Below are 15,275 nucleotides of genomic sequence, written 5' to 3' on the forward strand. Positions count from 1 at the left end.
TTTATATAATATTCTTAATTTGTTTCTTAAAGGACATTCAACTTTGCAAAAATTTCCAATGACGGCTCAAGGGCTACGACGTCTGGAAGAAGAGCTACGCAGACTTAAAGATAAAGAAAGGCCAGAAATTATACGTGCGATCGCTGAGGCACGCAGTCATGGCGACCTTTCTGAAAATGCAGAATATGAAGCGGCGCGTGAACGCCAGTCTTTTACTGAAGGACGCATACTGGAACTTGAACAGATAATTTCATCGGCTCAGGTTATCGATCCATCAAGCCTATCAGGAAACACTGTTAAATTTGGTGCAAAAGTTGTTTTGATTGATGAAGAAACAGAAAAAGAGTCCACCTTTCAAATTGTTGGACTTCATGAAGCCGATATCAAATTAGGTCTATTGTCAATTTCATCCCCTTTGGCCAAGGCTCTGATCGGTAAGGAAAAAGGAGCAACGATCTCTGTCCCTGCACCTGGGGGAGATCGATCTTATGAAATCCTTGATGTTATCTACGCTTAACCCCTGATTTATACTATTATGATTTCAATTAACGACGTCCATGATGCGGCGCAACGGATAAATAAAAATATTATCCGCACTCCTACCCTGTTTTGTCAGTCCCTGTCAAAAAGAGTAAATGCAGATATCACCTTGAAACTTGAAAATCTTCAAGCCGTTGGCTCTTTCAAGGAACGTGGCGCTGCCAACCGACTTGCCCTGCTGACTGAAGAGGAAAAAAAACGGGGGGTTATCACCGTTTCAGCCGGCAACCATGCCCAAGGCGTTGCACGCCATGCACAATTACTAGGCATTGATGCGATTATTGTCATGCCGAAATTCACACCTGTGACAAAAATCAACCGAACTGCGGCCTGGGGTGCCAAGATTGTTTTGGAAGGTGAAGATTTTACCGAGGCCACCCAATATGCCAATCAACTCGCCAAGGAAGATGGACGTGTTTTCATTCATCCTTATGATGATCCCGCAGTCATGGCTGGACAGGGAACATTGGCACTGGAAATTTTCGAGGATACAAAATCAGATCTTGATTACCTGATTGTTCCCGTTGGCGGGGGTGGACTGATTTCAGGATGTGCTGTTGTAGCTGCCGCTTTAAGACCCTACACAAAAATAATTGGTGTTCAAAGCGATCGTTATTTTTCATATTCCTTTGCCACCCATAAAGCGTTAAAACCGCCTGGCGGTGCAACCATTGCGGAAGGTATAGCCGTTCGCAAACTAGGTTTTTATCCTTTTGAAGTCATAGAAAAATATGTGGAAGATATCGTTTCCGTCCCAGAGGAGGCCATTGAGGATTCTATAACCCTTGTAGCGGAACATGCCAAGCAAATTACCGAAGGAGCGGGGGCAAGTGGTCTGGCTGCCATTCTAACCTATCCAGAACGGTTTAAGGGTAAAAATATTGCCTTTCCCATCAGCGGGGGAAATATTGATACACGTATATTGGCCAACACCCTACTTCGAACCCTCCTACGGGAAGGAAGACTATTACGTCTAAGATTCTCAATTCCTGATCGTCCAGGTGTATTGGCTGACATTTCCCACATTATAGGAACTGAAAAGGGTGGAAATATCATAGAGGTATCACATCAACGGTTATTCTCGACCTCAAGCGTTCAATCGGCCATTCTCGAAATTATGGCGGAAGCACGCAGTGCAGAACATGCAGAGGAAATTATACAAAGCCTTCGAGAAAAATATACTGTCGAAAGAATTTAGTCTGAATTGATTGAATACGAATATATTTCAACCAATTCGTATTCAATCACCTTAATTAATTCAATGATTTTAAATCCTGTATAAATATTTATTTTAAAATTTATTTAAAGCTGTTGAATTAAACATTCAAAAATATTTTTTGATAAATTCATAGTCATACTTAAACTTTTATATAAAAAATTAATACAGTAAATTATAACACTTTTAAATTACTTTTATTATTCATCAAATTATTTATAAAATATTGAGTATTCACCAAATAAAGTAATTTTAAACTTAATTATTTCTTTTAAGCTGCTTTTTAAAGAAAATAAATCATATATAATCAATTCTTCATAACAATGACAATTTCAAGATTTTATGCCACTTTATTTTCTTAATCTGTTTAATTTTCTTGTAGCCGATGTTCGAGACGGTTTAGGACCTTTCCTAGGTGTGTTTCTGCAGCAAAATCATTGGCAAGTTAATAAAATCGGTTTTGTCATGACATTGGCTGGGTTAACCAGCATAATCATCACCACACCCGTAAGTATGCTGATTGATCATATTCGTTACAAAAAAAATATAGGTATTATTGCCACAATCAGTATCATTATGGGCTGCTATTTTATCTATCATTATCCCAATTTGCCAATGACAATCATTTCTCAAATGTTAATTGCCATTGCCGGAGCAACCCTTATTTCAGCAACAGTCAGCATAACAATGGGATTGGTGGGACCCGATCTCTTTGATAAACAAATTGGGTATAATGAATCATTTAATCATGCAGGAAATGCTTGTGCAGCCCTTATAGCCGGAATAGCAAGTTATTATTTTGGATTAAAGGCTATTTTTATTTTAATGAGCTGTTCAGCATTCCTGGCTATTACAGCCCTTGCATTAATCCCATCCAGACAAATTGACAATAAAATTGCACGGGGGTTAAATGTCAACCAAACCAGTCCCCAACCCTTTTTCAAACTCTTAAAAAATAAAAAACTTTTTATTCTTGCTGTTACGATCGGTTTGTTCCATCTTGCCAATGCAGCGATGCTTCCACTTTTAAGTCAATCAATGGTCGCAAAAAATATTATCAATAAACCGGGATCCTATACCGCCATGACGATCATAATTGCTCAGGCAACAATGATCCCAATGGCCATTTTTGCCGCGTTTTTTGCAAAACGGCATGAATATAGAATTCTGCTTGTTTTAGCCCTTGTTGCACTACCTGCAAGAGGATTACTGATTGGAACAATTCAACATCCCCTTGTTTTGCTTCCTGCCGAAATTCTTGACGGTGTTGGTGCTGGTCTGATCGGTGTTGCCATCCCTGGAATCGTTGCCAAGATAATGCAAGGATCAGGACGATTTAATACGGGACTAGGCATTATCTTCACATGTCAGGGATTGTGCGCATCATGCAGTCATTATCTTGCAGGAACAATAGCAAAATACCATGGTTATGATCAGGCTTTTCTCACGCTTTCACTGATTGCCCTTTGTGCCCTGGTTTTCTGGTTGGTTTTTACTAAAGACGTATCTTTTGGCTAAATGAACTATTTTATTTGTCTTTCAAAATTGAGTGCAATCCCGTTGATACAATACCTTTCCCCATTTGGCGCAGGTCCATCCTGAAACAAATGACCCAAATGTGCCTTACATCTGGCACAATGAACCTCAATCCTTTTCATATGATGACTTGTATCTACTTCCGTTTCGATCGCACCATTTATTACAGAAAAAAAAGATGGCCAGCCACAACCACTTTCAAATTTCATATTTGCCTTGAACAGGGGTGCATGACAGGCAATACATTGATACACCCCTTCTCTCCATTCATAATTCAAAGGACTGCTGCCGGATGCTTCAGTACCATGATCTCTGATAACGTGTAATTGCTCTGGAGTTAGATTCATCATCCATGAATTCTCTTTTTTCATTTTTAAAACCTTTATATTTTTAATTTTTTATAAAAAAATCTATTATTTGCAAATTATTTCAATAATAATAAATAATTTTAATTTATTTAAACAATTATACTTATATTTATTAATTATTTTTATATAATTTCGTTAAAATTACTGATATTATTTCAAGCATTAAATAAATATCCCCATGAAATCAGATTATGAATCATAATACTATGATTTTCCAAAATATGGTTAGTTTATAAGATCATAGTCAATCATTGATAAAATTTAAATTCTGGTTGCATTCATTTATCTACTTAACTAACTTTTAACTATATAACGTTCATCAAAAACAAAAATCAAAACGATCCATGAACAAATAAACAGGACATAAAAATGACTCAAAAAAAATATCGCCCCGTTATGCTGACAATCCTTGACGGATTTGGGTATAACCCAAATAAAAAAGATAATGCTATTGCCAATGCCAGTATTCCCAATATTGATGCACTTTTTAAAAATTCTCCACATGCTCTTCTTGATGCAAGTAATGAAGATGTTGGATTGCCTCATGGACAAATGGGAAATTCTGAAGTCGGACATATGAATATCGGCGCTGGCCGTGTCATTATGCAAGAACTTCCAAAAATTACCCATGCCATTAAAACTGGAGACATTCTGAAAAAACCATTGTTTAAGGATTTTGTTGAAACCCTGAAGAAAAATGGCAAGACTTGCCATTTACTCGGACTTTTCTCACCAGGAGGCGTGCACGCCCATCAGGAACATGCCATTGGTCTGGCCAAGGCCTTACACGATTATGGCATTAAAGTTGCACTACATGTCTTTACTGATGGACGTGACACTCCTCCTGAATCTGCGAGGGGCTATATTGAGATGGCTTTAAATGAACTACCAAAGGATGTAAAGATTGCCACTGTTTCAGGACGTTATTATGCAATGGATCGTGATAAACGTTGGGATCGCGTTGAAAAAGCCTATGATGTTATTGTAGAGGGCAAGGGTCCTCACAAAACGGATGCGTTAGCTGCAATCTCTGAATCATATAATCAAAAAGTTACCGATGAATTCATCGTGCCAACAGTTATTGGTGATTATAAGGGAATGGAGGATCAAGATGCCGTTTTATCCTTTAATTTCAGAGCTGATCGTATCCGTCAGTTAATGGATGCGTTATTGGAACCTGATTTTACAGGTTTTAAACGTACCAAAACCGTCCAATTTTCTAAAGTGTTGGGGATGACACAATATAGCGATACATTAATCAAGAAAATGGGCGTGCTATTCCCACCAGAAACATTAACCAATGTTCTGGGTGAAATCGTTTCCAACGCTGGATTGAAACAGCTCAGGGCTGCGGAAACGGAAAAATATCCTCATGTCACTTATTTCTTGAATGGTGGTCATGAAGACCCCTTCCCTGGCGAAGATCGTATTCTGGTCAACTCTCCAAAAGTTGCAACTTATGACCTTCAACCTGAAATGTCGGCACCCGAATTAACTGAAAAAGTTGTAAATGCCATCAACAGTGAAAAATATGACCTAATCGTTGTCAATTTCGCAAACCCTGACATGGTGGGTCATACAGGTAAGATTGATGCTGCCATTAAAGCGGTTGAAGCGGTTGACAAAGCTATAGGAAAAATTGTTCCAGCCATCAGGAAACAACATGGAGCCCTAATTATTACGGCTGACCATGGAAACTGTGAAATGATGGTTGATGAAAAAACTGGTGAACCTCATACTCAACATACGCTTGACAGAGTTCCCGTTATCCTTGACGGTGTTGAGAATGTTCAACTGCATGACGGTCGTTTGGCAGATCTGGCACCAACGATTTTAAAATTGATGAATTTACCACAGCCCAAGGAAATGACAGGTAAAGTGCTGATCAAAGAATAAAATATTTATCAACCGAGTTTTGCATGTCATTAACGAACCTTTAGAATAATTCATTCTAAAGGTTTTTTATGATCTTCATTTTATCACTGTAAAATTTTAATATATCAATGATTGAATATTTTTACATAAATTGAATTTATCGAGGCCGTTCTGAAACTCTGTCATTTATCTTCATTTTTTAAATTTCATGTTTTTATATTTATAATCCAGATAAGTATTTTCCTTACCGGACTACCCCATCATGCCTGTGCTCAACAGCAAAAGCAAACGAGATTGCAGCAAATTCTGAATAAAAGCGAACAAACACAAAAACAGCTTTTGAAAGAAAAAGAAAAAATAAATTCAAATTTGGAAACTATTCAAAAAGAAAAACAACGTGCAATTTTAAAAGCCCGGCAAGATAAAAAGCGAACGCATCAAATCAATAACAATATGGTTCAGGCAACTGAAAAACTACAGACAACCGAAACCCGAATTCAGGAAATTAACAAGGAAATAACAAATCTGAAATCTAAGATTGTAACCTTGAATATACAGTTGCAAAACGAATCAAAAAATTTTTCAAAATTCCTCCCCTTAATTGAACGGTTATCCCTGTATCCCTCAGATACATTACTCGCGGCGCCTTCGCCATCCTCCCATGCAACAATAGGTTTGTCCATCATACAGAACCTATCCAAGCAGCTGGAAAATCAGGCAAAAGTTCTTAAGCAACATAAAGAGGAAATCAATCAGCTACAAAATCAATTTACAATTCAGATCACGAATCTTGCCCAACTTCACAAAAAACAGGAAAATGAACAAAATCAATTAACCAAGGCTTTAAAGCAGGCCCGCATCACTCAACAGGAATCTGCCAAAACGGTTTTTGAGATTTCCCAGAATGCAGCTAATGCAGCTCAGAAGGCGCAAAGTCTTAATGATGCAATTCGACAGATCAATCTAACAAAAATCAGGGCACAACACGCTTTAAAAGCTGAAATTATCCGCGCGCAAAGAGCACATAATATGGCACGATTGCAGAAAGCACGGAAAGAGTCAGCCATGATCTCATCAGCCAACAACGGTCCTGGTCTCAATTCAAGAACCACATCCAAGGCCAATGCACCCGTCATCGGACCCATTGTCTCATTATGGGGAAGTAAAACAGAAACTGGTCCAGCGCAGGGAATTACCTATGCCCCCCAATCTCAAGCAACAGTCCGTTCCCCTTGCAGCGGATTAATCGAGTTCGCTGGACCTTTTAGAGGGTATGGGCACATGATCATTCTGAATTGTGGAAAAAGCTACCGGTTCGTGTTGGCTGGTATGGATAGTTTATCCGTAGCCATTGGACAATCGATCCAAAAAGGGATTATGATCGGTCAAATGCCGGCCTGGTCAGGCGGAAAAACCGGACGTCCCACCCTTTTTGTGCAATTACGACGGGGCGAGAGAGCAATCAATCCATCTCCTTTTTTATAAGATAATTTCGTTTAATGTTATAATGGTAAAGATATTTCTTAACATATAACATGATTTTAATTATAAAAGACAGGTTAACATTTCCACTTTAGGATCAAGTATTAGGAGAAAATCAGCATGAAGTTCCGTACAGGATTATTGCTAGGTACGACACTTTTTATCGCTGGCATTGGATTGGGATCACAGATTCAAAATTGGATACGGTCGGATAACCAACTGACCATTCAAGCATTGGCCGAAGATGTAAAAAAAGATCAGGTACAAAATAACAGTGCTGAAACCTATCGCTTACTCACCTTATTTGGAGATGTGTTTGAACGCGTTCGAGCCGGTTATGTTGAGCCTGTTGCGGACAAGGACTTGATCACCAATGCGTTGAATGGAATGTTGACAGGACTTGATCCCCACAGTTCATATATGACGGAAAAACAATTTGCCAACATGCAGATTCAAACCAAAGGTGAATTTGGTGGCCTTGGCTTGGAGGTACAAGAAGATGAGGGGCATATTAAGGTAGTTTCACCAATTGATGGAACACCTGCCGCACGGGCCGGTATAAAACCCGGGGATTATATCATTGCGATTGATGGCAAAAATATTGATGGAATGACCCTAAATGCAGCCGTCGATAAAATGCGTGGCAAACCTAAAACACAAATCACCCTGACTTTGATCCGTCTGAAAGAACCGAAACCTATTAAAGTAACCCTGATCCGTGAAATCATTCACATTCAAGTAATAAAGTCAGCTCTTTATGATCGTATAGGCTATATTCGAATTTCTCAGTTTAACGAAGAAACAGAGAAAAATATGCGTCAGGCCTTTGATAAACTACAAAAAGAAAGCAACCACAAACTTGCAGGTCTGGTCATTGACCTTCGTAATGATCCAGGCGGGCTACTTGATCAGGCTATTTCTGTCAGCCGGGATTTCATAAAGGAAGGTGCCATTGTTTCAACCAAAGCACGCAATCCTAAGGATAATCAAAGATGGAATGCCAAGGGGAAAGATATTACCAATGGATTGCCTATTGTCGTTCTTATTAATGGAGGTTCAGCATCGGCAAGTGAAATCGTGTCTGGAGCTCTGCAAGATCATCATCGTGCTGTGCTCGTAGGGGAAAAAACCTTTGGTAAGGGATCTGTTCAATCTGTCATGCCTATTCCTGGAAATGGTGCAATCCGCCTAACGATAGCGCGATATTACACACCATCTGGCCGTTCAATCCAGGGGTTGGGTATCAGCCCCGATATCAAGGTGCAAGATAGTTACGATGCACCAGAATTTAACATTCGTGAAGCTGACCTAAATCATATTATCAAAAATGAAGGCGGAAACCAAACCAAAGCTCCCATCAGAAATGATCTACCTGCAATTGCGAAATCAATACCGGCCCAGCCTCCTAAAGATTGGGCAAAATTTGATTATACGAACCCCTCAACTGATTTCCAGTTACAACAGGGTCTAAAAGTTATAAGATCCATGGCCGGATTATCCAACGATAAACCTTTTCCTATCCCATTAAAAAAATCGGCCTCTTTGGACAGTAAAGGTAAAAACACCGTTCAGCAAAAACCTTCCAACGATAACAAAGCCAATTCTTCAAAACAAGAACAAAAGCAGCCCAATCATCAGGACAAGTCTGTTCCTGATCATCCTGCTATCCATTCCAAATAAGGATTTTATCATGAAAGCCCTACCTTATCGTCGTAATGTTGCAGCTTTTATCCTTAACAAAAAAGGGGAAATTTTCATTGCATTACGCCATGATCTGGCAAAAGATAAGATATGGGCCTTTCCCCAAGGTGGGATCGACAAAAATGAGACCCCGCAAGAAGCGCTTAAACGTGAATTGTTGGAAGAGATTGGTACAAGTAACATAAAAATTCTGGAGGAATATCCCGAATGGTTATCCTATGATTTCCCATCCAATATGATTGGCAATCCTCTTAAACGTAAGTATAAAGGACAAACCCAAAAATGGTTTGCTGTTAGATTTCTGGGGAAAGATAGCGATATTGATCTAAATACCCATAATGAAAAAGAGTTCAATGAATGGAAATGGATTTCATCTTCCGAATTGGCGAAAATCAACACCGGGTTCAAACATGATCTTTATCAAAAAATAGCCGAATATTTTCATAAATACATATAATTAGCTATCTACCTTTTTTTTCTTTGCTGTATAGCCATCCAGAAAAAAACAAAATGGTACGAGAAGAAAAGCCAAACAACCTAAAATCATAAATACATCGTTAAAGGCCAAAATTGCCACCTGTTTAATGAAATCCTGATAAAGATACTTCATGGCTGTTTCTGCCTGATCCTGTGTTGCATATCCCAATTGCTGAGCCACTGCACGCATATGTGCCAAATAATCATTAAAAGGCTGATGGAAAGGAGACATCCAATGTACCATGTGTGCCTGATTTACCTGCCTTCTTTCAGTGATTAAAGCTGTTGCTCCAGAAATACATAAGGCTCCCAACACGTTTCTTGTCATACTAAACAATGCCGAAGCATCTGCATTATATTTTTCTTCAATTGTCATAAAGGCAATGGTTGAGAGAGGAACAAATAGGAAAGCGAGACAAACCGATTGTGATATCCTGTACATGACCAAATGCAAAAAATCCGAATTTGGCACCAAGTTGGCTGAATAAAACAACGCGCAGCCGAATAGGAAAAAACCCATCGCTATTACATAACGTATTTGAACAACATTGATCACTTTACCAATAACAGGAATTAAAATAATGATGGCAATCCCACCTGGTGTTAGAACCAATCCAGAAAGAAAAGCCGTGTATCCAATAATCTGCTGCGTAAATTGTGGAACAATTACAGCTGATGCATATAGACATCCACCCAATCCAGCCATTAAAATTGAGCTTATTGCAAAATTACGATCTTTGAATACTTTTAGATCAACAACAGGTTTTTCTGTATAAAGAAGCCATATTATTGCGCCTATGATACCAATTACCGAAAAAAAACCCAACCAACAGATGAAACCCGAACCAAACCAGTCAGCATTTTCCCCACGATCCACCATGACTTCCAGACAACCAAGTCCCAGTGTTATTAAGCTGACTCCAATATAATCAATTCGTTCACTACGCTTTCTGGCCCATGGCGGATCATCAACAAGCATGGCCACCGCAAACACTGTTATGATTCCGACAGGAACGTTAAGAAAGAAAATCCATCGCCAGGAATAACTATCCGTGATCCATCCGCCCAAGGATGGACCCAATACAGGTGCAACCACAGTGGCAATTGCCGTTAGTCCGAAAGCTGCCCCCCGTTTATCTGGAGGGAAGGTATCGAGAATTATCGATTGCTGGTTTGGTTGAAGCCCCCCCCCAAAAAATCCTTGCATTAGGCGGAATAAAACGAGCTGAGCCAAGCTATTTGCGATACCACATAAAAAAGAAGATACGGCAAACATGAATATACAAATAAGAAAATAACGTTTTCGTCCAAGGATCCTTCCTAACCATCCCGAAATTGTTAAAACAATTCCGTTAGCCGCCAGATAGGAGGTCAATGACCAAGTCGCATTATCATAGGTTGTTGATAAACTGCCGGCAATATGGGGCAAAGATACATTGACAATTGTCGTGTCCAGAATTTCCATAAAAGCGGCAAGAGTTACGACAATGGCAATTAACCATGGATTATGTTTTGGCTTCCATTCCTCTTTTACGGTATTTAAGGTAGCGGATTGACTCATTTCGTGTAAACCGTTGGCACGACTGAAAGACCTATGGCCAAGGGAACCTTGGGATCCAGTCCTTCATCAATCAATATTTTAACAGGAACACGCTGTACAATCTTGACATAGTTACCCGTAGCATTTTCTGGTGGAAAAGCACTAAAGACAGATCCTGTTCCTGCCTGGATTGAATCAACATGCCCCTTTAATTTCATAAATGGATATGCATCCACCTCAATTTTAACCTTTTGACCCGGACGAACATTGGTAATCTGTGTTTCCTTGTAGTTTCCAATTACCCAAACCTCTGGCTCAACTATGGATAAAAGGGATTGACCAACGGTTACATAACTGCCCTGCTCAACGTTACGTTTGGAAATCCATCCATCATGCGGTGCCCTGATTTCAGTCCATCCAACATTTAAAGCGGCCGTTTCCAATTGTGCTTCCGCTGCCTTAACAGCCCCACCCTGATCAGAAACCTTACTTTTGACATTGCCAATATTGGCTTCGACTGGAGTGGCAATTAAATAATTACCTTCAGCTCTGTCCACTTCCGCTTTTGCCTGGTTAAAAGCGGAAGTGGCATAATCAATCGCCTGCTGGGTTGTAGCAGGACGCGCAATATTATGTTGACGAACATAATCCGTTTTGGCCTTGAATAATTGCGCTTTCGCGGCTTCCAGTTGTCCCTCGGCAACTTTTAGCTGACCTGGATAATTCTTTTTTGCAACTTCCAATAAATATTGTGAGGCAAGATACTGGGCTTTTGCCCTTTCCAAATTACCTTGCGCCTGTAAAAAAGATGCTTTGTAATCCCTTGAATCAATCCTCAACAAAACCTGACCCTTATGGACAAACTGATTATCATTGACCAATAATTCAGTCACGTAACCATTGACATGCGGTGCGATCGTAATGGCACGCCCGGCGGTAAATGCATCATCCGTACTAACATCATTACGTGTAAACCACCAATATAAACCAATTAAAATGACAACAATGATCATAATGAAAAACATTAGATACCGGATTGCCTTTTTTTTATTTTTAGGATTGGTGGATTTTTTTTCTTCAGATGAATCAAGATCCTGTTTCGAGTCAGTTGTATCCGCTGTCATAAATGTCCATCCACAATGATAAAATTATTAATAATCCAGATTCTGCGTCTGTATCAATCTGGCATACATGCCCTGCTGTTTCATTAAATAATCATGATTTCCCTGTTCTACAACTTTCCCATCCGAAACAACGATAATGACATGTGCTGTTCGTATAGTAGACAAACGGTGGGCCACAATTAAAGTCGTGCAATCCCTTCGCAGTTTAGCCAAGGCTTTTTGTATGACATGTTCACTTTCCGTATCCAATGCACTTGTCGCTTCATCCAATAACAATAAACGAGGGTTTCTTATTAACGCACGTGCAAGGGCAATTCTCTGACGCTGACCTCCTGAAAGACATTGTCCACCATGACCAACATTTGTATCCAGGCCTTTTGGTAAATCTCCAAGAAAACGATTGATAGCTGCCCCTTCCAAGACTTTTTCGATCTCCTCTTTGCTTGCATACGGATTACCGATCCGAATGTTATCGATAATAGACATATCAAATAACAACGGATCTTGTGGAACATAGGCGATTGCTGAACGCAATTCATGAATTTTGATGTTCCGCAAGTCAACTCCGTCAAAAATGATCTGTCCCTGCTGTATATCATGTAGACGGGGGATCAAAGTCAACGCCGTTGATTTTCCCGCACCCGAGGGCCCAACCAGGGCAACAGTCTGGCCTGATTCAATTTCAAAATTCAAACCATGCAATCCAACTTCACGACCTGGATAAATAAAATGCACATTTTGAAATTGAATTTTCCCTTTTCCATTAGGTAAAGGCAGTGCATTCATTTTATCTTTTATTTTGATAGGTTGATCAATAATATTAAAAATACGGTTTAGACCAGATATGCCTTCCTGCATTGCCGCATTTAAAGATCCCAGGGCCCGCAACGGTCTTGCCGCCAAAAGCAAAGCCGCTACAAAGCCTGAAAAATCCCCCAAGGTTGCACCGCCCATCGCGGCACGCCAGCCAGCAAATCCTAAAACCGCCGCAACGGCACTTCCTCCCAAAACCTCCATAATTGGATCAACTTTTGCACGACCTCGAATAATTTTTAGAGTAGCATCATATAATTGATCAAATGATTGACCCAACCGTCTGATTTCACGCTTTTCCATTCCATAGACACGAACGGTTCTGGCCTGTGAAAAAGTCTCATTCAATAACGCTGCGGTTTTTCCAACCTGTTCCTGCATATTTCCGGAAGCTTTGCGCACTCGCTTTCCCAATTTTTGAATAGGTACAGCAGCGATTGGATATAATAGAGCCGCAATTAAACTCAACTCCCAATCCATATAGAACATCGAAACAATCAAACTAATAACCGTAATTGCATCTCCAAACGCATTAACCATTCTTATCATGGCTTCACGTATGGATAATGCATCAGTGGTAAAACGGGCGGAAAGCTGTGCGGGGGCTTCCTTTTCAACTAACGAGATATCTGCATGAACCAGATGCAAAAACATTTTTTTCTGCAGCCCCCGTATAATCTGTAAAACCAAATCTTGTACGGAAAGCGTCTGAATATATTGTGACGCGGCCTTTGCGGCCGTCACCATAACAACCAGGGCGGGGATCTGATACAAAATTCGAGGATCATTATCCTTAAACATATCCAATGCGCGCTTTATCACCAAAGGGTATAAAGCTGTCAATCCGGCCATAAAAATTGTCGAGATAACAATCAATAAAATACGTTTCGGATAAAAACGTATTTGCTCTCTCCATAAACGTTGAAGAAAAGGCCAACTTTTGTCTTCCCCCAGTATCAGGGATAAAATCATCTTTCTTTTAGTTTGTTTCTTATTGTTTTTCTGTTCTTGATTCACACTTTGATACTTTTACATGGAGCAAATGATATGAAAGCTTTTTAACCCAAATTAAAATATTAAATCGAATATTTAATCTGTATTTTTCAAACTGTGCCTTTTTAACCACTCTATACAATCCAAGGCGGAAGCATAACATCCACCATCAATCCACCATATTTTAACCGATTCAAGAATTTTCCCCATTATTGGACCTTTTTCAACTCCCAGTTCAATTAAATCCCTACCTTTTACGGGGAAAACTGGTGTCGGTATATCAATAACCCGTTTACGCCATTTATCCCATAGAATGAAATCATCATCCCGGTGTTTAATCTGTTCTAGCCAGCTTTGGCCAATAAGAACGTCAAGAGAATATAATGCCTTTAATTGAACAAGCCGCTTATCCGATGCATCGGCTTTTAAGGATAACGGTTTTTCCAATCTTGATAAGAATTTAGCATCTTTACTGGACAATTTAAACTTTTTTGCAACTAATATGGCAGACCCCTTAATTAAGGCAGACAGGCGGATAATTGCATTATCAGGCACGCCTGCCGCGATAAGTTTAACAAACGGATCAAGACGATACCCAAAAGGCATTAGAACGGTTAAAACCCCATATCTATCCATCAAATTTAATACATCCCCAGCTCTTGGACCCGTGATAATCTTTTTTAATTCTGACCAAACTCGCTCTGCCGACAAAGTATCAAGCTGTGTCGCATAAAACTGAATGGCATTCACAGCATCTAAATCCGGTTGAGTTTTTCCATAGCGCGCATAAAAACGAAAATATCTTAAAATCCTTAAAAAGTCTTCTGCAATACGTTCATGTGCCGTTCCTACAAAACGAACATGACCTAATGAAAGATCTTCCTGTCCATGGAAATAATCCCATAATTTTCCGTTTTTATCACAATATAAAGCATTAATTGTAAAATCACGTCTGGCAGCATCCTCTTGCCAGTCCTGTGTCCAAACAACCTTGGCATGTCGCCCATCAGTCTTAATATCCTTACGTAATGTCGTTATCTCATATGAATGATGATTTATTATTGCCGTAACTGTTCCATGTTCAATACCTGTAGGTATCCCCTTTATCCCTGCCCGACTTAATTTTTCAATTATACGGTCAGGGAGATCCATGGCTGCGATATCAATATCAGAAATTGGTTTCTGAACAAGCAAATCCCGAACCACACCGCCAACTAAACGTGCATCAGGAAAAATATCCCATAATTTTTTTAAATCCTTTTTGGATTGATCAGGTAATTTATCCAAAATATTCATGAAACAGTCACTTTTATAATCATTCTATTGAAACGACCCATCCTATTTCTTAGAAATTAATTCAACAATAGACCCATCAATAATTCTTTGCGACTTTGCAAACCTGTCAGTAAACAATACAAAATTAAAATTATTTTCTTGAAAATTTATATCATTCCCATTTCAATTCTTTCTTGATGAATAATGGTTATGTTATAAATCTATCATGTCCACATCATCCCTATTCTGAATTTTATCATTATGTCATAACAAATAAACTGTAAATGCATATCCATGAACTTAATATGCAAAATATCTTTTGAAATATGATATAA

12 protein-coding genes are annotated in these 15,275 nt (G+C 39.3%); 7 read left to right on the top strand and 5 right to left on the bottom strand.

Annotated features, from left to right (window positions below; genetic code table 11):
* Positions 1 to 43 precede the first annotated feature (43 nt).
* The 3 genes from greA (at position 44) to GM552_RS06515 (ending at position 3,274) form a co-directional block, all read left to right on the top strand.
* Positions 44 to 517: a transcription elongation factor GreA gene (greA, locus tag GM552_RS06505; RefSeq protein ID WP_110438619.1), complete on the top strand. Its 474-nt coding sequence runs from the start codon at positions 44 to 46 to the stop codon at positions 515 to 517.
* Between the two features lie 18 nt (positions 518 to 535).
* Positions 536 to 1,738 carry a threonine ammonia-lyase gene (locus tag GM552_RS06510; protein WP_122123881.1) on the top strand — a complete coding sequence of 401 codons (1,203 nt, stop codon included), beginning with the start codon at positions 536 to 538 and terminating at the stop codon, positions 1,736 to 1,738.
* Between the two features lie 360 nt (positions 1,739 to 2,098).
* On the top strand, positions 2,099 to 3,274 hold the full coding sequence (locus GM552_RS06515) for an MFS transporter (RefSeq protein WP_155565759.1): 1,176 nt from the start codon (positions 2,099 to 2,101) through the stop codon (positions 3,272 to 3,274).
* Positions 3,275 to 3,279: 5 nt separating this feature from the next.
* On the opposite strand, the gene msrB is transcribed toward GM552_RS06515, so the two are convergent.
* On the bottom strand, positions 3,280 to 3,663 hold the full coding sequence (gene msrB, locus GM552_RS06520; RefSeq protein ID WP_155565760.1) for a peptide-methionine (R)-S-oxide reductase MsrB: 384 nt from the start codon (positions 3,661 to 3,663) through the stop codon (positions 3,280 to 3,282).
* A gap of 366 nt (positions 3,664 to 4,029) precedes the next feature.
* Here msrB and gpmI point away from each other — a divergent pair, with 366 nt between their 5' ends.
* From gpmI to GM552_RS06540, 4 genes are all read left to right on the top strand, one after another.
* A complete protein-coding gene (gpmI, locus tag GM552_RS06525) occupies positions 4,030 to 5,556 on the top strand; it encodes a 2,3-bisphosphoglycerate-independent phosphoglycerate mutase (RefSeq protein ID WP_155565761.1) in 1,527 nt (508 codons plus the stop codon).
* A gap of 273 nt (positions 5,557 to 5,829) precedes the next feature.
* Complete coding sequence (locus tag GM552_RS06530; RefSeq protein WP_155565762.1) at positions 5,830 to 7,020, top strand: murein hydrolase activator EnvC; 1,191 nt, start codon at positions 5,830 to 5,832, stop codon at positions 7,018 to 7,020.
* A 117-nt stretch (positions 7,021 to 7,137) separates the two neighbouring features.
* Positions 7,138 to 8,697: a S41 family peptidase gene (locus tag GM552_RS06535; protein WP_155565763.1), complete on the top strand. Its 1,560-nt coding sequence runs from the start codon at positions 7,138 to 7,140 to the stop codon at positions 8,695 to 8,697.
* A 10-nt stretch (positions 8,698 to 8,707) separates the two neighbouring features.
* The gene (locus tag GM552_RS06540; protein WP_155565764.1) at positions 8,708 to 9,175 is read left to right on the top strand and encodes an RNA pyrophosphohydrolase; all 468 of its coding nucleotides are present in this window, start codon (positions 8,708 to 8,710) and stop codon (positions 9,173 to 9,175) included.
* Here GM552_RS06540 and GM552_RS06545 read toward each other — a convergent pair whose 3' ends face one another.
* The 4 genes from GM552_RS06545 to GM552_RS06560 form a co-directional block, all read right to left on the bottom strand.
* Positions 9,176 to 10,756, bottom strand: a complete 1,581-nt coding sequence (locus GM552_RS06545; RefSeq protein ID WP_155565765.1) for a DHA2 family efflux MFS transporter permease subunit — start codon at positions 10,754 to 10,756, stop codon at positions 9,176 to 9,178. It lies immediately after the preceding gene.
* Complete coding sequence (locus tag GM552_RS06550) at positions 10,753 to 11,859, bottom strand: HlyD family secretion protein (protein ID WP_155565766.1); 1,107 nt, start codon at positions 11,857 to 11,859, stop codon at positions 10,753 to 10,755. Before GM552_RS06550 ends, GM552_RS06545 begins: the two co-directional genes overlap by 4 nt.
* Before the next feature lie 27 nt (positions 11,860 to 11,886).
* Positions 11,887 to 13,644, bottom strand: a complete 1,758-nt coding sequence (locus GM552_RS06555) for an ABC transporter ATP-binding protein (RefSeq protein WP_155565961.1) — start codon at positions 13,642 to 13,644, stop codon at positions 11,887 to 11,889.
* 117 nt (positions 13,645 to 13,761) lie between these two features.
* Entirely contained in the window at positions 13,762 to 14,961 is a 1,200-nt protein-coding gene (locus GM552_RS06560) for a CCA tRNA nucleotidyltransferase (RefSeq protein WP_155565767.1), read from the bottom strand.
* Positions 14,962 to 15,275: the final 314 nt, after the last annotated feature.

It is taken from the genome of Commensalibacter sp. ESL0382, assembly GCF_009725775.1.
GTDB classification, from domain to species: domain Bacteria; phylum Pseudomonadota; class Alphaproteobacteria; order Acetobacterales; family Acetobacteraceae; genus Commensalibacter; species Commensalibacter melissae.